This window comes from Pirellulaceae bacterium (genome assembly GCA_029243025.1).
Classification (GTDB): Bacteria; Planctomycetota; Planctomycetia; order Pirellulales; family Pirellulaceae.
The window spans coordinates 100,821-124,146 of record JAQWSU010000002.1; the positions used below are offsets into that span (position 1 = coordinate 100,821).

The 23,326-nt window shown below is 53.4% G+C and carries 21 protein-coding genes; 12 read left to right on the top strand and 9 right to left on the bottom strand.

The features are described 5' to 3' along the window. Window positions 1-17: 17 nt before the first annotated feature. Window positions 18-989, bottom strand: coding sequence for a Gfo/Idh/MocA family oxidoreductase (locus tag P8N76_00550; GenBank protein ID MDG2380138.1), 972 nt, complete (start codon window positions 987-989; stop codon window positions 18-20). Window positions 990-1,242: 253 nt separating this feature from the next. Here P8N76_00550 and P8N76_00555 point away from each other — a divergent pair, with 253 nt between their 5' ends. After that, entirely contained in the window at window positions 1,243-2,253 is a 1,011-nt protein-coding gene (locus P8N76_00555; protein ID MDG2380139.1) for a terpene cyclase/mutase family protein, read from the top strand. Here P8N76_00555 and cobA read toward each other — a convergent pair. Next, a complete protein-coding gene (gene cobA, locus P8N76_00560) occupies window positions 2,250-3,755 on the bottom strand; it encodes a uroporphyrinogen-III C-methyltransferase (protein ID MDG2380140.1) in 1,506 nt (501 codons plus the stop codon). The two genes, P8N76_00555 and cobA, sit on opposite strands and share 4 nt — an antisense overlap. Window positions 3,756-4,068: 313 nt before the next feature. Here cobA and P8N76_00565 point away from each other — a divergent pair, with 313 nt between their 5' ends. Both P8N76_00565 and rpsT read left to right on the top strand, forming a co-directional pair. After that, window positions 4,069-5,370 (top strand): hypothetical protein, encoded by a 1,302-nt coding sequence (locus tag P8N76_00565; GenBank protein ID MDG2380141.1) that lies wholly within the window; start codon window positions 4,069-4,071, stop codon window positions 5,368-5,370. 72 nt (window positions 5,371-5,442) lie between these two features. After that, complete coding sequence (rpsT, locus tag P8N76_00570; GenBank protein MDG2380142.1) at window positions 5,443-5,715, top strand: 30S ribosomal protein S20; 273 nt, start codon at window positions 5,443-5,445, stop codon at window positions 5,713-5,715. Window positions 5,716-5,791: 76 nt separating this feature from the next. On the opposite strand, the gene P8N76_00575 is transcribed toward rpsT, so the two are convergent. Continuing rightward, window positions 5,792-6,679, bottom strand: a complete 888-nt coding sequence (locus P8N76_00575; GenBank protein MDG2380143.1) for a dihydroorotate dehydrogenase electron transfer subunit — start codon at window positions 6,677-6,679, stop codon at window positions 5,792-5,794. 12 nt (window positions 6,680-6,691) lie between these two features. Continuing rightward, on the bottom strand, window positions 6,692-7,603 hold the full coding sequence (locus P8N76_00580; GenBank protein ID MDG2380144.1) for a pseudouridine synthase: 912 nt from the start codon (window positions 7,601-7,603) through the stop codon (window positions 6,692-6,694). A 195-nt stretch (window positions 7,604-7,798) separates the two neighbouring features. Between P8N76_00580 and P8N76_00585 the strand changes: the two genes are divergently transcribed. Continuing rightward, the gene (locus P8N76_00585; protein MDG2380145.1) at window positions 7,799-8,251 is read left to right on the top strand and encodes a hypothetical protein; all 453 of its coding nucleotides are present in this window, start codon (window positions 7,799-7,801) and stop codon (window positions 8,249-8,251) included. A 44-nt stretch (window positions 8,252-8,295) separates the two neighbouring features. Here the strand turns inward: P8N76_00585 and P8N76_00590 are convergent, their stop codons facing one another. Beyond that, window positions 8,296-9,291, bottom strand: a complete 996-nt coding sequence (locus P8N76_00590) for a class I mannose-6-phosphate isomerase (GenBank protein MDG2380146.1) — start codon at window positions 9,289-9,291, stop codon at window positions 8,296-8,298. Between the two features lie 391 nt (window positions 9,292-9,682). On the opposite strand from P8N76_00590, the gene tatC reads away from it, so the two are divergent. Continuing rightward, window positions 9,683-10,732 carry a twin-arginine translocase subunit TatC gene (tatC, locus tag P8N76_00595; protein ID MDG2380147.1) on the top strand — a complete coding sequence of 350 codons (1,050 nt, stop codon included), beginning with the start codon at window positions 9,683-9,685 and terminating at the stop codon, window positions 10,730-10,732. A gap of 116 nt (window positions 10,733-10,848) precedes the next feature. Here the strand turns inward: tatC and P8N76_00600 are convergent, their stop codons facing one another. Beyond that, on the bottom strand, window positions 10,849-11,196 hold the full coding sequence (locus P8N76_00600; protein ID MDG2380148.1) for a P-II family nitrogen regulator: 348 nt from the start codon (window positions 11,194-11,196) through the stop codon (window positions 10,849-10,851). Window positions 11,197-11,381: 185 nt separating this feature from the next. Between P8N76_00600 and P8N76_00605 the strand changes: the two genes are divergently transcribed. Continuing rightward, complete coding sequence (locus P8N76_00605; GenBank protein ID MDG2380149.1) at window positions 11,382-12,701, top strand: alkaline phosphatase family protein; 1,320 nt, start codon at window positions 11,382-11,384, stop codon at window positions 12,699-12,701. Window positions 12,702-12,726: 25 nt separating this feature from the next. Here P8N76_00605 and P8N76_00610 read toward each other — a convergent pair whose 3' ends face one another. The 3 genes from P8N76_00610 to P8N76_00620 form a co-directional block, all read right to left on the bottom strand. Beyond that, window positions 12,727-13,560, bottom strand: a complete 834-nt coding sequence (locus P8N76_00610) for a TatD family hydrolase (GenBank protein MDG2380150.1) — start codon at window positions 13,558-13,560, stop codon at window positions 12,727-12,729. A 40-nt stretch (window positions 13,561-13,600) separates the two neighbouring features. After that, entirely contained in the window at window positions 13,601-13,924 is a 324-nt protein-coding gene (locus P8N76_00615) for a hypothetical protein (GenBank protein ID MDG2380151.1), read from the bottom strand. Between the two features lie 181 nt (window positions 13,925-14,105). Next, window positions 14,106-15,515 carry a hypothetical protein gene (locus P8N76_00620; GenBank protein ID MDG2380152.1) on the bottom strand — a complete coding sequence of 470 codons (1,410 nt, stop codon included), beginning with the start codon at window positions 15,513-15,515 and terminating at the stop codon, window positions 14,106-14,108. 684 nt (window positions 15,516-16,199) lie between these two features. Between P8N76_00620 and coaE the strand changes: the two genes are divergently transcribed. The 6 genes from coaE to P8N76_00650 all read left to right on the top strand — a co-directional run bounded on the left by coaE (window position 16,200) and on the right by P8N76_00650 (window position 23,127). Next, window positions 16,200-16,820 carry a dephospho-CoA kinase gene (coaE, locus tag P8N76_00625; GenBank protein MDG2380153.1) on the top strand — a complete coding sequence of 207 codons (621 nt, stop codon included), beginning with the start codon at window positions 16,200-16,202 and terminating at the stop codon, window positions 16,818-16,820. A 330-nt stretch (window positions 16,821-17,150) separates the two neighbouring features. Further along, complete coding sequence (gene rho, locus P8N76_00630; protein MDG2380154.1) at window positions 17,151-18,410, top strand: transcription termination factor Rho; 1,260 nt, start codon at window positions 17,151-17,153, stop codon at window positions 18,408-18,410. Between the two features lie 12 nt (window positions 18,411-18,422). After that, a complete protein-coding gene (gene ribH / locus P8N76_00635; protein MDG2380155.1) occupies window positions 18,423-18,917 on the top strand; it encodes a 6,7-dimethyl-8-ribityllumazine synthase in 495 nt (164 codons plus the stop codon). A 228-nt stretch (window positions 18,918-19,145) separates the two neighbouring features. Continuing rightward, window positions 19,146-19,565 carry a transcription antitermination factor NusB gene (nusB, locus tag P8N76_00640; protein MDG2380156.1) on the top strand — a complete coding sequence of 140 codons (420 nt, stop codon included), beginning with the start codon at window positions 19,146-19,148 and terminating at the stop codon, window positions 19,563-19,565. Between the two features lie 110 nt (window positions 19,566-19,675). After that, complete coding sequence (gene ftsY / locus P8N76_00645; GenBank protein MDG2380157.1) at window positions 19,676-20,677, top strand: signal recognition particle-docking protein FtsY; 1,002 nt, start codon at window positions 19,676-19,678, stop codon at window positions 20,675-20,677. Between the two features lie 1,094 nt (window positions 20,678-21,771). After that, complete coding sequence (locus P8N76_00650) at window positions 21,772-23,127, top strand: outer membrane beta-barrel protein (protein ID MDG2380158.1); 1,356 nt, start codon at window positions 21,772-21,774, stop codon at window positions 23,125-23,127. Window positions 23,128-23,326: the final 199 nt, after the last annotated feature.

Consider the following 23,326-nt stretch of genomic DNA (forward strand, 5'->3'; position numbering starts at 1 on the left):
GTCACTTTTGGCCGGGACTAGCGGTTTCCATCCTTGTAAGCCTGGGCCATGATCTGGTTGGTCTGCATTCCTTCGATCCCGCAACAGACTGGCCGTCGATGATCTCGGATCGCCTCGACAAAGTCATCGATGAGCGGGCTGTGAAGATTTTTGGCCGGAGCGTGAGATTCTACTCTTGTGCCGTCGCGGGTGGTGATGCGGACCTGTTCCTGATTTAAATTCTCGATGTCGATCTGGCCGTCAAAGCCAACAATTCGAAACTGGTCGACGGAAGGTTGAGGACCAAAAAAGGACTGAAGAGTGGCCTGAACCCCATTTTCGAACAGGCAAATCAGCGAAATTGAGTTTTCGGCATCGTAGCCGGCATCGAGTCGCGTGAAGCAAGATTTGACGCTGCGTGCAGCACCGAACAGCTTGACAAAGAGATCGATTCGATGGCTACCGACATCCATGAGCGCCCCGCCACCGCCAATCTTCGGGTCGCCACGCCAGCCATCAGTGGAATTGGGCGAGCGTCCAAAGCCGTTGCTGACGACCGCTGAGATGGCGAACGGGCGGCCGATTTCGCCGGCTTGAATGATCTGACTGACCCGCGAAACGGACGGGTAGCATCGCCGGTAGTAGGCAACCCCTAAGGTGACTCCTTCCTGCCGTGCTGCTTCCACCATTTGCTCGCACTCAGCCACCGACATGGCCATCGGTTTTTCCACCAGGACATGCTTGCCTTGCTGGGCAGCGGCAACCGCGTGAGGGCAATGTAGATTGACCGGAGTTGCCAGGTAGACCGCATCGATGTCTGGATCGCTGAGTAACTGATTAGCCTCCGAATAGCTTCTCGGAATCTCATATTTCTGGCAGAAACTAGATAGTTTTTCTTGGTTTCTGCGGCAGGCAGCCAAGAGTCGACTCTCTGGCTGTTGTCGAATCGCATCGGCCACCCGTTTGTGGGCGATATCCCCGCAGCCGATAATTCCCCAGCGAATTTTCATGGTTTTTTAATCCTGTCTCGAATTTGCTAACCTTCGGAATGCCCTACAGTATTATCGACCGGCGGAAATGAATCGACATTGGTGCTTTTCTAGACGGGGAGTTAAACTCAAGGAGAAGGGCGCTCGCAAGCTGGGTGGGGCATCTTTGACCCGCTACAGCAGCGTGGCGGTCTGGAACAGGAAGTCAGCAATTTGGGGAGGTAGTTGAATGTCGAATCCTTCGCAATTCACTCGACGGGGCGTCTTACGTCTGATGGGTGGTGTGAGTGCCGCTGCGCTTGCCGGCGGGACAGCGACTCCATTACGGGCGGCTCGGCTGGACGCCAAGGTCGAGCGATCGATTAATCGTGGATTAGACTGGGTGGCTAAAAGTCAGTCGAAGTTGGGCCACTGGACGGCTCAGACTTACCCCACCGCCATGACTGCCTTGGCGGGCACTGCCCTCCTCTGCTCTGGTTCCACAACGACTCAGGGGCCGTATGCCCGTAACATTCGGCGGGCGGTGGATTTTTTGATTGGCAAAGTTCGCGACAATGGTCTAATCGGAGATCCGCAGCGTGACAATCGCTACACCTACGGACATGGCTTCTCCATGCTTTTTTTGTCGCAGGTGCTCGGTGAGGAGGAAGACCAAGATCGTCGCTCTGAGTTGATCGATATCCTCCGCAAGGCGGTCGAGTTCAGCGGGCGTGCTCAGACAAAATCTGGTGGATGGGGCTATATTAGCGCCGCGGATGGAAACGACTTCGATGAAGGATCGACCACGATCACTCAGGTGCAGGGCTTGCGCGGCTGTCGTAATGCGGGGGTTCCGGTGCCGAAGGATGTGGTAGAAAACGCCAAAAAGTACATTTACCGCTGCAAGAATCCAGACGGTGGAATTTCCTACAGTTCTCGCAATCGCGGCTCGTCTCGGCCAGCGATCACTGCTGCCGCACTGGCCGCGTTATACAATGCTGGCGATTACGACAGTCAGCACGTTCCGTCGATGATGAAGTATTGCAAAAAGAATCTTTATCGACTGACGGGCGGGACTCAACATTTCGGTCATTGGCACTACACGTACCTCTATTACGCTCAGGTCGTTTATCGCGAAGGTGGAGAAGATTGGGTCAAGTTTCGCGATCGGTTGAACACGCATATCATCGGTCAGCAGTCGGGTGATGGTCATTGGAATGGGAATATAGGCCCCATCTACATCACTGCGATTAGTTTGACGATTCTGCAGCTCGAGCGTGGATTTCTGCCGATTTACCAGCGTTAATCTTGGGTGGACAAGATGGCTTGAAGGATGCCATCGTTCGTCGCTTCGGCGGCCTCAGCTGTGACGGAAAATCCGAGTTCTTTCATGGATGCTGAGGTCAGGGAGCTGATTGTGGCGATTTTAATTTGATGCAGGTCGTCCCCGAAGAGTCTCACCAATGAGTGGGCGATCGCCGAGCTTGTCACCGTGACCCAATCGACTTCATTTGCCGATACTTTGGCTGCTATTTCGGGTGCCGCAGTGGTGACATCAACGTGGCGGTAGACGGTGATGCAGTCGACTTCGGCCCCCTCTTTTCGCAGCTCATCAGCAAGGAGTTCTCGTCCGCGGCTGGCTCGTGGCAGGAGGAATCGCTTTCCAGCGGCTTCTTCCTTGAGCGCCTCAGCGAGGCTTTCCGATCGGAAAGATTTGTCGGGGCGGAGATCCACCTGTAGGTGATATTCTTGCAGGGTGTTCGCTGTGCGGGTCCCCACGGCGGCGAGCCTGTTTGTGCCAAGGAGTCGCAGGTCCTGTCCCCGCTCGAAGATGCGATCCAGAAATCGACGAACGCCATTCGAACTTGTGAAAAGAATCCAGTCGTATTCGGAAAGTCGGTCGATAGCACGGTCGACTTCGGCCCAGCTGTCCGGTGCCTTGATCGCAATCGCTGGTTGACGTAACACATTCGCACCCAAATCGCGCAGCTCGTTTGCCAGTTGAGCCGCTTGATCCTGGGGACGAGTCACTAGGATCGATTGCCCGAAAAGGGGTTTGCTTTCAAACCAATCCTGAGTTGGTTGATGGTTGATGTCACCTACAATGGCGATCGCAGGAGGTGGAAACTTTTGGTAAGGGGTTACCTGATTTGCGACTTCGTGGAGTGAGCATCGCAGCGTCTGTTGGTCTGGCCAGCTGCACCGTCGAATCAAGGTGACCGGGGTCTTGGCGGACATTCCGGCCTGGATGAGTTGTTGACTCCAATACCTCGAGGTCGTGATGCCCATGTAGAAGACTAATGTGCCGGGGAAGCGCGCCAGCGCCTGGAAGTCGATGGAGTTCTGTTTTTTTGCCGGATTTTCTTGCCCGGTGATGAAGGCAACGGCCGAGGCATGTTCGCGGTGGGTAATGGGAAGACCCGCGCAGCTGGCTCCTGCCAGGGCGGCAGTGACACCAGGAATGACTTCAAACGGAATTCCGGCGTCGCTCACGCTGCCTAGCTCTTCGGACGCTCTCCCGAAAACCATCGGATCGCCACCTTTCAGCCGCACGACCGTTTTACCTTGCAACGCTTCCTTGACCAAGCGAGCATTGATTGCCGTTTGCGACCAAATGGTGGAACGTCCGTGCCGGCCGAGGCAAATCTGATCCGCCTCGGCTGCTGCATGCTCTAAAATTGCGGGATTTACCAGGTAGTCGAATAAAATAACGTCGGCTTGTCGTAATCGCTCCAAGCCACGTAGCGTAATTAGGCCAGGATCTCCTGGGCCAGCCCCCACAAAGTAAACGATGCCCCTTGAATTCATGCTCGGCTCGATTGCCTGAGAGACCCGCCTGCGAGTTGCCGAGCTAGGACTTCGGCGAACGCTCTTGGATTTCCAGTTTGATGGGTGATAGAATCAGGGATATTGCCCTGCGTTTCGCTAGGTCTCTAATCTTCTTCATTTGCTAGTCTGGATTATGGCAACGGATCGTTCCACGAATCAACCGGCCTCTGAACAGCCGGTCGCCGAAAATAAAGTGATCTCGCCCGCAATTCGTAAACGCCTGCAGCGGTGCTTCGAACGGGGAAGCGAGCTCGCTAGACTAGAAAAAGCCGATCATGATTACGCGCACACGATGTTTTCAGAGTGCGTCCTGAACGATCCGGGCAATCTGGAGTACGTGGAGGCGATGCTCAGCAACCTCCAGCGGAAATATAAAAACAATAAGCGAGGAGCTCGTTTGAAGGGCTTTGGCGGTCGAGGTGTTTTCAAAAAAGCTGTTGCTTCCGAAGATTGGGAAGAGGTCTTGCGGATGGGGATGGATCTGCTGAAGACGAATCCCTGGGACGTAACTGCCTTGCGTGGATTGGCCAATGCCTGCAAAGCCAATCACTACAACGAAGTGGAATTGCGATATCTCAAGAATGCGCTCGATGTCAATTCGAAGGATATCGAGGTGAACAAGCATTGTGCTGAGTCATTGGCACGGATGGGGCAATTTGACCAAGCTATTGTCTGTTGGCATCGGATTGAGGAATTGGATAAGGGCAATGTGGAAGCCAAAAAGAAGATGTCGGAATTGACGTTAGCCAAGCAGTTGGGCGGCACGTTGCCTGAGGCTGCAAGCAGTTCGACCGCCAAGCAGCCGGGCAAACCGGCTGACACGCCGGCGAAGTCGGCGCCTGTTCCGGCGAAGAGTTCCAAGACGGTCGAGGATTCCACGCCGTCGGTTGAAACCCTTGAGCAAGCCTTGGCAAAGGACGCGGGAAATCTCGATCACTATGTTCAATTGGCACAGATCCACACGGAAAATCAGCGATTTCGCGAAGCCTATCAAACTTTGAAGAAGGCGTTGGAGGCTTCTGGTGGTCGAAATCTGCAAATTCAGCAGCGGATGGAAGAGGCCCAAATCCGGATGATTCGGTCTCAAGTGGTCATTGCCGAGCAGCGGGCTGAGAGTGAAAAAACGACCGAAGCCAATGATTTGGTGAGACGTTTTCGAGCCGAATTGAATCGGCAAGAGCTGCTGATTTACAACGGTCGCTGCGAGCGATTTCCGGATGACTTGGCATTACGTTCTGAGCTCGGTGTGCGGCTTAGGCGGGATGGGAATTTTCGAGAAGCGATTAAGGCATTCGAAATGGCTCGCAATGATGCGAATTTGCGGGCTGCGGCCACTCTGGAGATGGGAGAGTGTTTTCAGCATCTCAAACGGTATGGAAACGCAATGAAATGTTACCAATCCAGCTCCACGGATCAGACGGCAAAGCCAGAAGTTCGAAAACTGGCGCTCTATCGGGCTGCCGTACTGGCCACTGCGCTGAAGAACTTGGAAGCAGCGACCGGCTATCTGGAAAAGGTGATCGAATTGGATCCCGATTATCGGGATGCCAGACCCCGGCTGGACAAACTCAAACAAATCAGCGATAGTGGGTGATTCGATTCAAGCGGAGGTCAGCCCCGAGGATCAGTGGCTGACGAACGACCCCCGGTTAGAGCTTCTGGAATTATGCCAAATACTGCCAGCGCAAAAAAACGTTTACGTCAAAGTTTTGTTCGTCGCGAGCGAAATCGGTCGATTAAGTCGGCTGTTCGAACTCAGATGAAGAAGGTTCGCGAAGCCATTAAGGCCGGCGAGATTGAAAAGGCGGAAGCCGAATATAAGGATGCGGCCAAAGGTCTTGACCGTGCGGGAGCCCGCAATATTTTGCACCCCAACACGACTTCTCGTTACAAGTCGCGCCTTCAGCGACTAATCACAAAGGCTAAGCAGGCTACCTGATTCGGGTAAGCCATGCCACGCTGATTGCGACGTTTTGATACGGCTTCATGCGTCGCCACCTGAGGGCTGCTTCAACTCAGTTCCACTCAATCCGATCTGCATCGAACACAGGTCCCTCCACGCAAGTTCGGCGGAAATCGGACTCCCCGTGGGCGTCTTTCACCCGAGCGACGCAGGTGAAGCAAATGCCAATCCCGCACGCCATTGGGGTTTCGAGCGAAACTTGTGCGGGAACCTTTCTCCGCGCTGCGATGCCGGCCACCGCTTGCATCATCGGTTCCGGCCCACAACACACGATCCGTGCTTTTGTCTTAGGGTGCTCCGTCGCGTCGCGGTCAAGAATTGTCTCGAGCAAGTCGGTGACTAATCCAGGACGCCCTGCTGAGCCGTCATCGGTGCTGATTTGCACGTCGACGCCGGCCGCTTGAAAGTCGTTGACGCCGGCCAACAACGCTTCTGACCGCGCCCCATAACAAAGAGTAACTCGACTCACCGGTCTAACCTGCCGCGGTGAAAGACCAAAGACTTGCACTCCGAGATGCTCCTTGGCGAGTGCTAAAAATGGTGTCTGACCGATACCGCCGGCGACCATGATCAAGTGGTCCGTGATCTGGGGAGGGAAGCCATTTCCCAAGGGGCCCCAGACATCGATTTCTTCCCCAACTTGGAAACGGGCGAGCCGTTGCGTCATCTTGCCACCCACGATATAAACCACATCCACCGAGTCGGGCCGGCCGTCTTTGCCCGTTTGGGTGTCATACATCGCCAAAGGGCGACCGATCAGTGGGTCTGACCAATTTGCCAGCCGAAGCATGAGGAACTGCCCGGGAGTGACTTGCTCTGCGATGGCTGGACAGCCGAATCGCAAACGGAAGGTGTCCGCGGCAATTTGGGAGTTCTCAAGGATCGCCACACGATGTTGTGAGGCGTGATCGGCGAAAACGGCGGAGTCTGTTTGCATCATCCGTTGCCTTTGCTATTTTCTTTTTGCAGGTCGTTCCGTTCGTCGAGACTTGCCGCGGTTGCTGCGTGGCCGTCCGCCAGAGATGGCTCCTCTCGGCCCCTTTTTGGACGATTTGCCACCACGCGTCGGCTCGCTGGAAGCCTTCTTACGCGCTTTCGCTGGTGACTTGACCGGCGTCTCTGTCAGCTGTTTCAGACGACGGACTTCATCTCGCGTTAATTCTCGATGGGCCCCGATGGGGAGTTCTCCCAGGCGAAGGCTGCCGATGGAAATTCGGGTGAGTTGCTGGACTTTATGACCGACTTGGGCCAGCATTCTGCGAATTTCTCGGTTGCGGCCCTCTGTCAAAACAATTTCCAAGACGGACTTGCTCTCGTGGGCTCGCTTCATCCGAACCGCTTGGGCCCGAACTTTGCCATCGGAAAGATGAATGCCCGCTCTTAGCTTCCGTAGCGTGTCGGCCGTGGGCTTGCCGACCACCGTCACTCGATACGTTTTGGGAATGCTGTATCGTGGATGGGCCAGGTGATTAGCGAGATCGCCATCGTTCGTGATCAGGATCAGGCCGGAGCTTGATTTGTCGAGTCGGCCAACTGTGAACATCCGATCAGGATCGTCGACCAGGTCAATTACACGCGTCCGGGCCCAGGGGTCCTTGGCGGTCGAGATGATGCCCGTTGGTTTGTTCAACGCGAAATATTTCAGTCGAGGAATTGAGACACGTTGGCCGTCCACCCGGATTTCTTGGTTTTGGTCGTCCACACGCGTGCCAAGCTCGTCGACCACCTTGCGGTCGATTTCAACTCGACCGGTAACAATTAGTTCTTCGCACTGTCGTCGACTGCCAAAACCTGCAGTTGCCAGCACTTTTTGTAGGCGAGGGGCCCCTTTTGAGGGGGTTTGGCGAGTTGGACGCTTGGCCATGAGGTGGTGTTTCCAGAGAGACGGTTCAAGAATCATCCTATGATAGCTGTCGGACAGCTTAAGGCCTACTGCCAGCGAGTAATGCGATGCCATCGCCCGGATCAAGCGGTTGAAGCTGATTCCGGACTAGCCGTGCCAGAGGGTCGCCGATATGCTCCTTCCTGTTCCGGGAACGGTCTGTAAAAGGAAGCAATCATGTTTGGCACTCATTCCTCTCTCTGTGTGGGGACGCTGCTCGCGGTCGGCTTTCTGCTGCCGGCTGGCTGTGCCCAAACGACTCCGAACACAGGCTATCCGTCGGCACAACCGTATGTCGGACCGACGCAACCTTATGGGGGAGGTCCAGCATGGAGTGGTGCACCCGGGTCGGTTCAGTCCGCGCCGCCCCAGCTCCAACCGCCTGCCAACGCCATCCCGGTGCCGAGCTACGCCTCGCCCCTGCCGCCAGCGCCTCTGGTGCCGCGTATCGAGCGTCCCAAGTGGAGGAATCCGGGGACGATTGCTCAGCAAAGGCAGCAGGCAGAACAATATGACCCCTATGCCTCGATTGATGCGGCGCCTGAAATTGTTGGTGGCCGTCCGAGAGATTTTCTATACCCGACCCCGGAAGCCACGCGATCGAACAAGTTTCGCGGCAATTTCGAGTGAACCTCGATAGGCAACCTTTAACGGCACGATCTAGCTTCCGTCTCTCACTCGACGCTCAGATCTTTCGCCGAAGGCAAGTAAATATCAAGCCAAGTCGACTGTTCCGTTGGTTCAATTTGGCAGCGGCCACTGGCGGCTGGCAAAAGCATCGTTTGCCCGAGGGTTAATGCGGACGGGGCAGGATCATTCGATACTCTCAGGCTTCCCTTGAGAACGGCAAGGATGTGAAACCGTTGGTCACCTCCGATCTCTGTCGTAGAGTCGCCCGTCTGCCGGTCGAGTACGAACTTATCGCACAGGACGAGTCGTTCACGCGATGGGTCAGAGGTGGGTTGCGGGGTTTGGGGCGCAGCAGGACCGAAATCGTAATTGATCGTTTCCAGCGATTCCTTGATATGTAATTGTCGCGGCTCTCCATTGCCATCGACGCGGTTCCAGTCGAACAGCCGAAATGTTGTGTCGCTGGATTGTTGAATTTCAGCAACTAAAAGCCCAGCTCCAATCGCGTGGACGAGGCCGGCGGGAATGAAGAGGCACTGGCCCGATTCTGGGTGAAAGCTGTTTAAGCACAGTTCCGTTGTCCCACGTGCCACTTCTCGTGCGAGGGCTGCCTGATCGAATCCACGCTTGAGCCCTGCGTACAGTTGGCTTTCTGGTTCGGAGTCCAAGATGACCCAGGCTTCGGTTTTTCCCAGGTCGGGCGGATCCAATCGACTTCCTTGTTCGTCGTTCGGGTGAACTTGAACAGATAGGTCAAGTTTGGCATCCAAGAATTTGAATAAGAGTGGGAATGAGTCAAAGGGGGGCTGTTTACCAAACAGTTGTTCGGGGAAATCGGTAACGATTTGGTTTAAAGTGGAACCGGCCAGTTCGCCGTGGGCGACGATGCTTTGGTCTTGGCCATGATCGACGATTTCCCAGCTTTCTGCATAATCATCACCAGGTCCAAGTGGCTTATGCAGTACGGTTTCCAGTCGCCGTCCACCCCAAAGATAGCGGCGAAATGTGGGTTTAAAGCGGAGAGGATAGAGCGAGGGCATCGATTCTTCCGACTCGAAAAAGGTGGAGGAATAGGGACGTTAAACAGGCCCGCCAAGCGTTACGTTGGATTGCGACACTTTCGATAGGCTCTGTCATCTCGGAATCTTCCTGAAATTGCAAGAGCGTTGAGCGGTCGCGCCGTGATTGCCGGGGGTTGAGTGAAAAAAAGGTCTTGGTATGATAGGGCTTGCTGAAAAAGCGCTTTCGCATGCGATTCTTCGTGTGTTCGCGATTTCTGCCTCTGACCCATTGATGTGGTTGCACGCAGCGCTCTCCCCCTTGGCCTTTGTGCTTCTACTGTTCGTCCTTGGCGTGACTGAGCGTTCCGCAACCCTCCGGGATGTGAACACTCTTCGTTCCACGAGTTTCCCTCTGCAATATCGTTGAATCATGGTCCAACAGCCAAACGAAGATCTCTTTGAACCGAGCAAAATGACTTTTGGTGAGCACCTGGAAGAACTCCGGGTCTGCTTAGTGCGAGCGCTGATTGGACTCGCGATTGGCTTTTTGATCGGGTTGCTCTTTGCAGGGGCCGTGGTTCGCAAAATCGAAGTTCCGCTCAAGTCTGCTTTGGACAAGTTCTACTTTGAAAAGGCTGTCAGCGAGTTAAAGTCCGAGTATGGGAAAGATGTGCCTGCCGACTTACAGAGTTTTATGCAGGCAGACCAAATGGTTTACGAGGAGGTGTATTGGGAGACTATTGAAATCGAGCGAATTTTAGACAGCTTGAATTCAACCAATCTGGAAATTGACGAGTCGGTCGAACAGATCACTGGTAAGGTTGTCGTCGGGGCCGGACCTGGTCCTCCCACCTCGGTTTTCGTCAAGACTCGTATTTGGAAGCCTTTGGATGCTCGCATCACATCGCTTAGTGCTCATGAGCCGTTCATGATCTGGCTCAAGGCAGCGCTGATTACTGGGGCGGTGATTTCGAGTCCCTGGGTGTTTTGGCACGTCTGGTCGTTTGTCGCTGCTGGGTTGTATCCCCACGAGAAAAATCATGTCTACTTTGTGGTGCCCTTTAGTTTGGGCCTTTTTTTGGCGGGAGCCGCCATGGCCTTCTTCTTTGTTTTTGAGCCGGTCTTAGAGTTTCTTTTCGGTTTCAATAAACTCATGAAGATCGATCCCGATCCGCGTATCAGCGAGTGGATGAGTTTTGTGTTGTTTCTGCCGCTGGGGTTTGGGATTAGTTTTCAGTTACCTCTCGTGATGCTGGTGCTCGATCGCATTGGAGTGATGAGTGTCAAAACCTATCTGGAAAAATGGCGGATCGCTGTGCTCGTGATCTTCGTGGTGGCCATGTTGTTGACCCCTGCTGATCCGATCAGCATGTTGTTGATGGCCGGCCCGCTTACCTGCCTTTACTTTGGCGGAATCGCCCTGTGTCATTGGCTGCCCAAGCGGAAAAATCCTTTTGGGGAAGGTTATGATCCTGCCTAACTTGACGGCGGAGTGAGTAACGCGTGCGAGAGGCCTGAAATTTAGAGCGTGTGGGGTCCGCGCAGGGCGACCGAGGTTGGGGCAGATTGAGTGAATGGAGCGAAGCGATTGGGTGGCTAGATCGCTTCGGAGCCGCGCTCGCCTGTTCGGATTCGTAGGCAATCATCCAGTGGAAGGACAAAGATTTTTCCGTCACCGATTTCGCCTTTATCGTCGGAGCGACCTCCTTTGATAATGGCGTCGATCGTGGGCTCTACGAATTCGTCGTTGACCGCGATTTGCAACTGGACCTTTCGCACCAAGTTTACTGAGAACTCATGCCCACGATAAACTTCGACATGGCCTTTTTGCCGACCAAAGCCTTGACAGTCCATCACGGTGAGACGAAAAACTTCCACCTCGGTGAGTGCGGCCTTGACCGATTCCAGGCGATGCGGCTGAATGATGGCAATTATCAGTTTCATCGTAAACAAGGCTTCCAAGCAGGCGAGTTTGATACCGAATTCGAGAGTCCCAGTTTGAGTTGAATGTAGCGGGCCAAGCCGCACGCGGCAACCGCAACGTTAATTGCCAATTTCGCAGCATCCCATCGCAACAAGATCCCAAATGCGAATTGCTGTAACGTTTGGATGATTCGAAAGGAATAAACGTGTCTGATCATGTCGTGGTCCTGTCGATTCCCGGTTTACGGGCGGAAGATCTGTCCCGGATGCCTCATCTCAGTCGTTTGACGGTGGCCGGTGATCGAGCACCGCTCGCCCCCAGTACCCCTGCCGTCACTTGGCCCGTACAAGCAAATATGCTCACAGGTGAATTACCGTCCCAACATGGCGTTGTGGCAAACGGATTTTATTGGCGAGACGAACGCCGCGTCGAAATGTGGACGGCGAACAATGAAAAGATCTTAAAGCCCCAGATTTGGGATATTCTTCACCAATATGACGAACAGCTAACATCGGCCGTCTGGTTTCCAATGCTCAGTAAGGGCTCAAAGGCTGACTATGTTTGTATGCCAGCTCCGATTCATAATCCGGATGGCTCGGAATCGCTTTGGTGTTACACAACGCCGACCGAATTGTACGGTGATCTCCGCGATGAGTTTGGGCATTTTCCCTTGCAGAATTTTTGGGGACCGCTCGCCAGCATAAAGAGTTCGGCGTGGATTGCGGATTCCGTTTGTTTGGCGGCGCGGCGATACAAGCCCCGTTTTGCCTTTGTGTATCTGCCACACCTCGATTATGCGGCGCAGAAGACGGGGCCGGACAGCCCGAAAGCGCTGAAGGCGTGTGCCGAGTTGGACGAAGTGATTGGCCGAATGGTCGCTGAATATTCCGCAGCTCTGGCCGGAAATCAATTGCTTTGGTTAGTAGCGAGTGAATATGCGATTGTTCCTGTAAATCATGTCACCTACCCCAATCGTCTGTTGCGCGCTGCCGGTTTGTTGGCGGTTAAACCTGACGGTTCCGGAGAACAGCTTGACTTTGAATCGAGTCGGGCTTGGGTCTTGGTGGATCATCAAGTCGGACATGTGTTTATCGATGATCCGGCAGACCTGGCAAAGGTGGTTGACTGTTTTCGAGGCCAGGATGGGATTGATGAGGTGCTGATAGGCGAGGAACGAGCCAAGTATGGTCTTGATCACGAGCGTTCAGGGGAGATTGTCCTTATTTCTTCCAAGTCAAGTTGGCAGGCCTATTACTGGTGGGAGGATGATCAAAAAGCGCCAAGCTACGCCCGTACGGTCGACATTCATCGCAAGCCAGGCTACGACCCAGTAGAGATGCACCTTGATCGGGCCACGATGGAAACTCCATTGGATGCAACACTTGTACGGGGGTCTCATGGAGCACCCGCCCATCATGAGGCACAGTGCGGTGTACTCTTGTCATCGCAGCGAGGAGTTTTTGTGGAGGCACCGCTGGCCGACACGGACGTATTCGATATCGTATTACGGCAGTTCGGGATTTGAGATGCTCGTGCAGTGGGACGAGCGATCAGTGGCCGGCGGGTAACGACACCTCCGGTGGCGTAAATTCAAAACCCTCGCTCTGTCGGAAGAATTCGAGCGGGTTCTCGTAAACGATTTTTCGAATGAGGCTTTCCGGGTGACCCCGACGACGCATTTCCAAAATGAAGTCGGGAACCGCGGTGGGTTTTGAGGGACCCCAGTCACCAGCGGAATTGACCATGAGACGCTCGGGTCCATATCGTTCCACCATGTCCGCCGCACGGGCGGGGGTGCATTTGCTAACAGGATATAGCGTCATCCCTGCCCAAAAGCCGTTTTCTAATACGCCACGAATGGTGTGTTCCTCAACGTGGTCGACCAACACACGATGGTGCTCGAGTCGTTTGTCATCACAGAGCATATCCAGAATCATTCGCGTGCCTTGATACTTGTCTTGAAGGTGCGGAGTATGAATCAGGATTTGTTGCTGATATTCGGCAGCCAACTCGAGATGATCCAGGAAGATGGTTGCTTCGTTTTTTGTGTTTTTGTTGAGTCCGATTTCGCCAATTCCGAGGACCCCGGGTTTGTCAAGAAACTCGGGGATCATGGAAATAACTTCTCGTGACAGTTTTACGTTTTCGGCTTCCTTGGCGTTGATGCAGAGCCAACTGTAGTGTTGCACTCGGTATTGCGAGGCTCGTGTGGGTTCGAATTCGGTCAATTGCCGAAAGTAATCTGCAAAACTTTCTGCACTACCGCGGTCGAAACCAGCCCAAAATGCGGGCTCGCTCATACCGACGCAACCCATCTTGGCTAGGTTTTCGTAGTCGTCGGTTGTTCGAGAAACCATATGAATATGAGGATCAAAGTAATACATGGAGTTGGATCCCAAACTGACAGAGGGTGGATTTAGACGTCTAGTTGGATGGTAACTGAAAGGTCTGGCGCCAATCCGGTTCGTAGGTGCGGGAGAAAATCAATTGGAGTTGCTCGGCCCGCTCGTCGCTGGAATTTAAAATCATCGTCAACGCGTCGCGAAATTGTTGGAGGCGGGGCTCTTCGTCGACGCGGCCAGGACCACGATCAATCCGATCAAGTGATGCAGCGATTTCCAGGAGTTTGGCGCGAATTTCAAGATACTCCCGATCGAGTACCTGTTTTGCCGACATGACTGGGGTGGGGGTGGGTGAGTCCATTGACGAATCCTCTTTTTGGGTCGTGACTAACTCGATTTTCGTCATCTCCGACTCGCAAATCAAGACAGGGCTGTCGCATTTGCTGGCTGGTCACCCAGTTCGGTGAGTCAGAAGGGGTAGAGTATGCCGGTGGAGTATGCCGGTGGAGTATGCCGGCTAGTCGGTTGTCATGCAGGCAGAATCCGGGCCTGTCGAGTGGTCCTGCTGAGAAACAGGCCCTTTGTGGCTACCGAACGGCTTGACGCCCACTGAGCGGTTTGCGCTGACGAAACACGCTGCCTGACGGTTCTTTCGATTCGGCCGATCCTTCAAAATCAGCAGCTCGCATTTTACGGCCCAAGGGGATGGTGCGTTTTTCGCCATCGTAACCGATGAAGTCCAATAGTCGGTTGAAGGAAATTTGCTCGACACCCAGCTCAGTCGCTTGGTCGAGCATCTTTGTCCACGCGTTTTGACTGGCTGAGTCAGTGGCTCCATCTACCCCCACGTTGGGGCCATCGCCCTTGATCAAGTAACGAGTGCGAAGCGTCATCTTGCCATTGATTTCGCCGCCCTGCTCTTCAGCATCGATCGTGCCGTTGTTTAAGAGAATCAAACGCTTGATGATTTCGCGATCATCTCGACCGTCGTCGTTGATGTCCATCGCGCCGGCCAGTGCGAAGTGCATAGCGCTATTTGCGTTCCATAGCGGGGTGTAAACCACATCCGCTGGCAGCACGGGATTGTCAGGATCGTCCTCGGTGATACGAGCCTCCGAGAGATTCTCGTTCACAATACGTGTGACTTCAATCGTTGCCTTCCGCTCTTCCTGGGCCAAATTGTTTACATCCACTCCGTATACACTGAAGGTTACTTGCGGTCGCAAGCCGTCGTCGGACCCGAGATTCAAGAACACAATGCCTGTCTTGGGATTCACCCACTCGATTTTTCCGTCCGGTGTCTCAAACGAGAGCGTTGTGAATTCGTCCAGTTGTTCGTCTCGACGCTGGATGATACTGCGTTGATTCGTCACCTCTTTATTGAGATTTTCAATTTCTTGTGTCGTCTTGGTTTGTAGATTCGTAAGTTGATTTCGAGTTTTGTCGATCTGGCCTGCGATCGTTGTTTTTTCCTGGTTCAACCGGTTTCGCTCACCTGCGAACTCATTACGAGTTTTCTTCAAATTGGCATCCGTTTCGGCCTGTTTCTGTTTCCAGTTAGCAACCTCTGTCTGCAATTGAGTTTGGCTCGTTTTCAGATCGTCAGCCAGCTTGTTGTTTTGTTCATTGAGCGTCTGAATCTGTTCATTGCGGTCTTGGAGCGCTTTCAACAGATGGGCCGGCAATTCCTTGTAAGTCCGCTCAACTTCGATCAGCCCGCCTGCAAAGGTTTGCATATCTTTGTCATATTGCGTCTTAATTTCCGCGTTGGGTGTGTCTGCCGAATGGCCGATCCACATTTTCAATTCAGTCGCGTTGTCGCTTGCGTCACGCGCGGTGCTCTGAAGTTGTGCGTTCTTAGATTTCGTTTCCGTCAACTCTTGTCCCAGTGTTTCCGAACGATTCCAGAAAATGTAAGTGGTGACTGCAAGAATCACAGTCAGCATGACAAAGACGATCAGCGATATTTGCAGACCTTGGCTTTCACGACGGGCCATCTTTGTTATCTCCGTTTGACCAGGTTGCCATGTACGACCGCAGGCGATCTCGCGCGGGTCGCAAGGTTGTTGTCTGGTGTTGTAAGTAATCTGGTTAGAGTCGGTAAAACTGGTGCTTTGCCTGTGTTCAGGGGCCTACGCACGGGTAGGTGGTCTCTGTTCCCAACCGACGAATGCGGACATGATGAACAAGGTTTTTCCAGATAAGACTATATGCAGATTGTACTTAGCGTAGATTCCAGTGTCAACGAAACGAGCACAATCGGTGTGATTCTTTGGTGATTCGCAGCGGTTATCAGAATTGTCGTTTCCGTGCCGATTAACCGGTGTCTTTTCGTTGGTGGTTGAGTCTCAATTTGTGAACTCTGGGATGAACGCTGGACAGTTTGCCTCTCGTCTGAAAGCGACTGGCATCGCCGGAGAGGGGGGGTTATGTTATTAGACAGTGGTGGCCGTTTGTACGAATGGGTTCAAGGCCGCCGACTCACATCGTTTTCGCCTCTTTGATCCCAGGCGGTTCTCGGCAAACTCCATCCAAATTCAGCCGGGGCACTTGGTCGGTTTCGATCGACTGGAAGACTGGTATTTTTCGGTTGTCAGCCAGACATCCGCACTTGTAAATACGTACTTTTTAATTTTTCACTCCTTTGTTTGCCTGCATGATTAACCCCCTGTGAGGATTCGATGCTTACCATCGGCGTCATTGGCGGAGTTGCCAGCGGAAAGACGCAGGTTGCCAGATGCTTTGAGCAAATCGGCCTCACGCGTCTCGACGGGGACGCGGTTGGGCACGAAGTTTTGAAGCAACCGGAGGTCAAGGCCGCCTTACGCGTTCGCTGGGGCGATCAAATTCTTGACGCAGATGGTGAAATTGACCGAAGCTCTGTGGCACGGATTGTGTTCAATCAAGGGGATGGAAAGAAACAAGAATTAGAATTCCTGGAGCAAAACACTCACCCGGCGATCAAGGCTCGCTTGTTAGCAGCTATCGAGTTCGCTCGAGAGCGGAATCTCAAGGGAGTCGTGCTAGACGCGGCCTTGATGATCAAGGCGGGGTGGGATGAATTTTGTGATCACCTCGTATTTGTTGACGTTCCGGCATCAATTCGGCTTCAACGCGTTTTGGATCGCGGCTGGACTGATACTCAGTTTGAGGCCCGCGAGCGGGCACAGATTCCTTTGGCGGACAAGCGTCAAAAGGCCGACACAATCATTGACAATTGCGGTCGGCTTGAGGAGACTTGCGAGCAGGTTCGAAACCTGTGGGCAATCTTGTCTTCACAAGTCAACTCTGCTGACCCCTAAACGAGAACCATTCCTTCCTTCGTCGCTTTTCACGCGTCGTGATCACTCGCCTTTCAATGTGAGGCAATCGCTTCAATGTCTGATACCAAGAGCAGTCGCGCGTCTTCGGGGAAATCCGGAACGCATCGCGGAAGACGACGGAATTCGTCGGACTTTGGCAAAGATGTATTGCCAAAGAGTAAATCGTCTGGTGCCGCATCGAACGATAAGTCGCACGAGGAAATCCTCGAAGACCAGGAACCTTTGTCGCTCGCCGAAGAAATTGTTGAGGAAGGCGGGGCGATTTCACGGGAACCCCATGACCGCTATGAGAAGGTGAAGCAGGGGGAAATTCACATTGCGGAGCTCCAGAAGATGAGCATGTCGCAGTTGATTGAGGAGGCCCGGCGTGAGAAGGTGAATGAAGTCTCTGGCTTAAAGAAGCAAGACCTCATTTTTCGCATTCTGAAAGAACGCGTGAAAATGAACGGTCTGATGTATGGTGAAGGCACCTTGGAGATCCTCCCTGACGGATTCGGTTTCCTCCGGAGCCCCGACTACCACTATCTCTCGTGCCCCGACGATATCTATGTTTCGCCAAGTCAGATTCGGCGTTTTGGATTGAAGACGGGTGCAACCGTCGCGGGACAAATTCGTCCACCCAAGGAAAACGAACGTTACTTTGCCTTGTTGCGTGTCGAAGCAATTAATTACCAAGATCCCAACCTGATGGCCGATAAGGTCTCCTTCGATGACTTGACGCCTCTTCATCCGGATCAACGTATCTCGATGGAAACGAGTCACGAGGACATTGAGGGAAGAGTCGTCGACATGATTGTGCCGATCGGGTTCGGTCAGCGTGGATTGATCGTGAGTCCGCCGCGCGCCGGGAAAACGATCCTGATGCAGAAGATGGCGAAAGCCGTGCTGGAGAATTTTCCGGAGACCCACGTGATCATGCTGTTAATTGATGAACGGCCTGAAGAAGTCACGGATATGGAGCGAGAGGTCAAAGGAGAGAATTGTGAGGTGATCAGTTCTACCTTTGACGAACCGCCGTCTCGGCATCTGCAGGTTTCCGAAATGGTTTTGGAAAAAGCAAAGAGGCTCGTCGAATTCGGCCACGATGTTGTGATTTTTCTCGATTCAATTACCCGACTGGCTCGCGCTTGGAACTCGGAATGTCCTCAGTCTGGGAAAATTCTTTCCGGTGGACTCGATGCGAATGCCATGCAAAGACCAAAGCGGTTTTTTGGCTCAGCCCGAAAAGTCGAAGAAGGGGGTTCGTTGACCATTTTAGCGACCGCTCTGATCGACACGGGAAGCAAGATGGACGAGGTTATCTTTGAGGAATTCAAAGGCACCGGAAATCTGGAAATCGTACTCGACCACAAGCTGGTCGACAAACGTATTTGGCCGGCGATCGATATCAATCGCAGTGGAACTCGTCGAGAAGAAATGCTGATGGATCCTGAGGAGTATCGGCGAGTGGTCGTTCTGAGACGTGTGCTCAACGACATGAGTTCACCTGAAGCCATGGAGCTATTGGTCTCCAGATTAGGGAAGACTCAATCGAATGCGGAGTTTTTGATGAGTATGAATTTGACATAAGGAATGTTTTTCGTGCCACGTCATTTGGAAGGTCAACCGGGTGAGACGAAGGGGGCGGTGGCGATCGTTGTTGCTCGATACAACGAATCAATTACGTCCAACTTGTTGAAAGGAGCACTCGAAGCTCTGCAAGAGCATCAAATTCCGGACGATTTGATTTCGGTTGCTTGGGTGCCTGGAGCTTGGGAAGTCGCTTTGGTGGCCGGGCGTTTGGCGGACAGTGGGGATTTTGCGGCCGTAATCTGTCTCGCCGCGGTGATTCGTGGTGAAACCACCCACGACCGGTACATCAACCAGCAAGTCAGCCATTCATTGGGGCAAATTGCCTTACGTTCGGGCGTGCCAACGCTTTTTGGTGTGTTGACCTGCAATTCGCTGGAACAGGCGATCAATCGGAGTGGGGGTCGGGTCGGGAATAAAGGACATGAATGTGCCGTTGCCGCCCTGGAAATGGCCGATCTGATGCGGCAGATGCCGACTGCGAAACACGAAAGCTCCGCAGATTGAACTGGCGTTGTTGATGTTTGTCGCATCAAAAACGCAGCTTGTTCGGCCGGGGAACCGCCGTTGATTCCACTCCTAATTGTGGGAATCTGGCCTGAGTCGGTTGGCCGATTCAGCTCGAATCGTATAATTTGCAGCGAACGAAGCTGACGGTGTTGCTGCCGGTCGGAGCGGTTGCTCTGGACAGGTGAGTAACGCCTTACCCACCCTCAACTAACCTTGAGTGACCGAATGCCCCGACGAAGTCGCGCACGTGAAGTTGCCCTGCAGGTCCTCTACCAGGATGATTTGAACCCCAGTCACAGCATGAGCGCATCCGATGACTTTTTGCGCTCGCGACTGAATCACAACAAGGAGCTGGTTGAATTCGGACAATCACTCGTGTCTGGAACGCGGAGAAATCGGCCCGAACTGGATATATTGTTGGTCTCTCAGGCGGACAATTGGAGCCTGCAGAGAATGGCGGCGACCGATCGAAACATTCTGCGGATGGCTGCCTTTGAAATTCTCTATTCCGAAACCCCCGGACGCGTTGCGATTAATGAAGCCGTCGAATTGGCGAAACGCTTCGGATCGAAGAACTCCGCTCAATTCGTCAACGGTATTTTGGACGGCGTGCTTAAGCTTCGAGATCAAGAATCGGACGCTTGATTCGAATAGCGAGGGGGTGGGCTTCGTTTCGAATGGTCTCGTCTCCGTGACTGTTGCGCCGTAAACTGTGGGAATATCTGCCTCGTGTTTATGTCGATTGAGAGAGTGTCATGGGTTTATTCGATCGTTTTGGGAAAAAGACTGATACACCCCCAACACAAGATCTGGCCGAAACGGCTCAGGCTGAGAAGACCGGGGGATTGTTTTCCCGATTTCGTCGTGGCTTGAAGCGAACCTCGGATTTGCTGAATACGGATATCCGAGATCTTTTTAAGCAGGAGGGGCAGCTGGTTGATGATGAACTTCTTGACCGGCTGTATGCACTGCTGGTTCGAACTGATATGGGGGCGGGGCCCTCGCGAGAAATTCGCGATTCTGTCCAACAAGAGTTTCGTGGGCGAATTGTCCAAATGAACGAAGTCTTGGACCGCGTCAAGGCGAAGCTGCTCGAATACATGGCTCAAGAACAATCTCCCCTGGCGACGGCCGCCAAGGGTCCCACGGTCATCTTGGTCGTCGGAGTTAACGGATCGGGCAAGACGACTTCGATTGCAAAGCTAACGCAGATGTGTGTCGAGCGAGGTGATCAAGTTGTTTTGGGCGCGGGCGACACTTTTCGCGCTGCTGCTGTGGAACAATTGACGATCTGGTCCGAACGACTTGGGGCAGACATTGTCAAAGGACAGTCCGGAGGTGATCCAGCGAGCGTTGCTCATCGGGCCGTGGCTCGAGCTCTCGAAACAAATGCAGACACTTGTATTATCGACACCGCGGGACGTTTGCAGACGCAGTCCAACCTGATGGAAGAGTTGTCGAAGATTCGACGTGTGATCGAGAAACTGATTCCTGAAGCGCCACACGAAGTGATTCTCGTTTTGGATGCGACGGCCGGGCAAAACGGTCTGAGCCAAGCCAAGGGCTTTTCCGATGCCGTTCACTGTACCGGCATCGTACTCGCCAAACTGGATGGTACCGCCAAGGGAGGGGTGGTGATTCCGATTCGGCAGCAGTTCGAAATTCCCGTGAAGTACATCGGCGTGGGTGAGCAGGCCAGTGATTTGGCTGTCTTTAGCCCCCAAGAGTTCGTGGATGCGCTGTTCGCGACGGACTAAAGATCCTTGCTCCTCATCCGTTCCTCTGTCCGTTTGACCGGGTTGGCTTCCACTCGAAGTCGCGATACGGCTCCCATGGAGAGGCGCTCCTCACCGGTGTAAAACCCAGAAAAACCACCTAATCGTCAAAGTTTCACCAGAAGCTGTAACGGCTGGGAAAGGTTTAACGGAAGAAATAGTCGTAATGGATCCACCGCTTATACCGGTCGATAGTCAGTTCCAGATGGCTGCGACCGCGGCAGCAATTGAGTTGAACGGCAAAGGCGGATCGCTCGCTCGCCGCTCCGGAGCAAATCCAAGGGACAGAAGGCGCTGAGAACTGTTCGAACGAATGCTGGCCTTTGCCAATTTCCTCTTTATTTTGCAAACATGGGCCGGGTAACGAGCGGTTGGGAGTCAAATCGCCCGATCTGCACTCTGCATTGCAAGCCTTCATGATCTCCACACGCGGTGATCTCCACACGCGGTGATCTCCACATGTTTCAGGATCTCCACATGTTACAGATGTCTAATCGGTTTGATATTGGTTTGAACCAATGATTGAGGCCGATCGTTTTCTCGAATGCTGGCTGTCTGAGTTTAAATCTTGCCGATGTCCCTTCTGTGCGAGCCAGCTGTTTGTTCTGGTCGACCGAGACGATTCGGTCTTGGGGATCGAAGACAGGGCGACTTTCTTTGTTTTGGCTGCAATGCAGAAGAGGTTTGGCTTTGCCGTTAGCTTCGTGAATGGTTAGTCGAATCGATTTGAGGGCAGTTTGACGACTCGCGCCGCCGTAGATACTGCGTGATCCAGTAGCTCAACGTATTCGATAAACTCTACCAAACCGGCATCTTTCAACGTTCGCTTAGGAATTGTGAACGTATTCAGCAAAGCTTAACAGTTGGCCAAAAGAAACACCAGTTCTTGATGATGTTGAGCTGAATCTGGCTGGAATGTGAAACCGATAGATCCACTCAGGAGAAAAATGTACGGCGAATTCGACCGAGGCATTTTCTCTCAATATTTTTGTTTTTAACCGCAACGTTGAGACCCTCCACGGCGCACTGACTCGCGTCGTTTCTCGCTAGTTTCCACGGATTTGGAGAAAAGAATCATGAGACTATCTACATGGGCCTGCGCCTGGGCAATGACTGGGTGCCTGTTCATGGGCGACGCGATGGCGCAAGAGTTGCGTCAGCCGTTTTCTGTGCAGCCGGCCGGTTTTGACTACAATCGCTACTTGCAAGAAGAATCTTCGCCGAGTGATGTTCCTCCTCCAGTGAGCATCTCGGAGCAAGCAGAAGGCAATCAGGAGCACGCTGAATCGCACTCCGAACCGCACGCTGCATCGGCTGCGGTCGGAGGCAGCTGTTGCGATACGGGATGCGACAGCGGTTGCTGCAGCACCGGATGCGGTTGTAGCACTTGCGATTGGTGCTGCCTGGGTGAGGCGTTCTCGATCTCAAGCTATCTCTTCTGCGATGGCTCGCCATGGTCGGTTGGTGGCTGGACGCAGTTTGGATACACGCAACGTTCCACTGGTTTGTTCAACAATCTTCCCGGTGATATTAACCTTGCACAGCAATGGGCTTGGATCGAAAAAGAAGCTCATGGCGAATGCTGCTGGGACTGGGGTTTCCGCGCCGACATGATGTACGGTACCGATGGCTACGATACTCAGGCGTTTGGTAACGATCCAGGCGAATGGGATTTTCAGAATGGCTTCGACCACGGTCGTTATGCCTTCGCTATCCCGCAATTATACGGCGTACTCGAAAAAGGCGATCTGAGCATCAAGTTCGGTCACTTCTTCACCCTGGTTGGATATGAAGTAGTTCCGGCTCCCGATAACTTCTTCTACAGCCACTCCTACACCATGTACAACAGCGAACCGTTCACCCACACGGGTGCTCTCGCTACCTACTCGGTGAGCGACAACCTCGAGGTCTACGGTGGTTGGACTGCTGGTTGGGACACTGGTTTCGACGTGAATGACGGCGGAAGCAACTTCCTTGGTGGTTTCAGTGCATCGCTAACAGACGACCTGAGCTTGACCTACATCACCACGATCGGCGACTTCGGCTTCCTCGGCGACGACGGCTACAGCCATAGCGTGGTTCTGGATGCAACGCTGACCGACCGACTGAACTACGTCTTCCAGACTGATTACCTGGACGTCAACAGCACTGGCCAGCTTAGCTACGGCATCAACCAGTACTTGTTCTACACCATCAACGATTGCCTGGCCGCAGGTGCTCGAGTTGAATGGTGGAAGTACAATCCAAACGTAGCAGGCGAAAGCATGGTCTCGTTGTACGAAGCCACATTCGGTGTCAACTTCCGACCCCACTCGAACTTGGTTATCCGACCTGAAATTCGAGATAACTGGGCTCCTTCAAGCAAAGCCGCTATGAACAATGGCGATGTCAACACCTCGATCTTCGGTGTCGACGTCATCGCTACCTACTAGTGTGAGCTGACTTAAAGAGTTGATTTCGAAAGGGTCGCGTTCTCGGACGCGGCCCTTTTTTTTGGGGGGGAGCCTGCGACTTTTCTCTTTGGTTTTCCCAATCCGTTCGCGTCTCGACCTCTCTTTGCCATCAGGATAGTCCTTGCTAGGTGGCGCGGCTATCGGTGCCGCATCCTTGTGCAGCCCTTTTCAGCCCTCG

What these genes read in the sequence shown, in the direction of transcription:
- P8N76_00550 (MDG2380138.1), bottom strand. Translation starts at nt 989, where the DNA reads ATGAAAATTCGCTGGGGAATTATCGGCTGCGGGGATATCGCCCACAAA.
- P8N76_00555 (MDG2380139.1), top strand. Translation starts at nt 1,243, where the DNA reads ATGGGTGGTGTGAGTGCCGCTGCGCTTGCCGGCGGGACAGCGACTCCA.
- cobA (MDG2380140.1), bottom strand. Translation starts at nt 3,755, where the DNA reads ATGAATTCAAGGGGCATCGTTTACTTTGTGGGGGCTGGCCCAGGAGAT.
- P8N76_00565 (MDG2380141.1), top strand. Translation starts at nt 4,069, where the DNA reads ATGTTTTCAGAGTGCGTCCTGAACGATCCGGGCAATCTGGAGTACGTG.
- rpsT (MDG2380142.1), top strand. Translation starts at nt 5,443, where the DNA reads ATGCCAAATACTGCCAGCGCAAAAAAACGTTTACGTCAAAGTTTTGTT.
- P8N76_00575 (MDG2380143.1), bottom strand. Translation starts at nt 6,679, where the DNA reads ATGATGCAAACAGACTCCGCCGTTTTCGCCGATCACGCCTCACAACAT.
- P8N76_00580 (MDG2380144.1), bottom strand. Translation starts at nt 7,603, where the DNA reads ATGGCCAAGCGTCCAACTCGCCAAACCCCCTCAAAAGGGGCCCCTCGC.
- P8N76_00585 (MDG2380145.1), top strand. Translation starts at nt 7,799, where the DNA reads ATGTTTGGCACTCATTCCTCTCTCTGTGTGGGGACGCTGCTCGCGGTC.
- P8N76_00590 (MDG2380146.1), bottom strand. Translation starts at nt 9,291, where the DNA reads ATGCCCTCGCTCTATCCTCTCCGCTTTAAACCCACATTTCGCCGCTAT.
- tatC (MDG2380147.1), top strand. Translation starts at nt 9,683, where the DNA reads ATGGTCCAACAGCCAAACGAAGATCTCTTTGAACCGAGCAAAATGACT.
- P8N76_00600 (MDG2380148.1), bottom strand. Translation starts at nt 11,196, where the DNA reads ATGAAACTGATAATTGCCATCATTCAGCCGCATCGCCTGGAATCGGTC.
- P8N76_00610 (MDG2380150.1), bottom strand. Translation starts at nt 13,560, where the DNA reads ATGTATTACTTTGATCCTCATATTCATATGGTTTCTCGAACAACCGAC.
- P8N76_00615 (MDG2380151.1), bottom strand. Translation starts at nt 13,924, where the DNA reads ATGACGAAAATCGAGTTAGTCACGACCCAAAAAGAGGATTCGTCAATG.
- P8N76_00620 (MDG2380152.1), bottom strand. Translation starts at nt 15,515, where the DNA reads ATGGCCCGTCGTGAAAGCCAAGGTCTGCAAATATCGCTGATCGTCTTT.
- coaE (MDG2380153.1), top strand. Translation starts at nt 16,200, where the DNA reads ATGCTTACCATCGGCGTCATTGGCGGAGTTGCCAGCGGAAAGACGCAG.
- nusB (MDG2380156.1), top strand. Translation starts at nt 19,146, where the DNA reads ATGCCCCGACGAAGTCGCGCACGTGAAGTTGCCCTGCAGGTCCTCTAC.
- ftsY (MDG2380157.1), top strand. Translation starts at nt 19,676, where the DNA reads ATGGGTTTATTCGATCGTTTTGGGAAAAAGACTGATACACCCCCAACA.
- P8N76_00650 (MDG2380158.1), top strand. Translation starts at nt 21,772, where the DNA reads ATGAGACTATCTACATGGGCCTGCGCCTGGGCAATGACTGGGTGCCTG.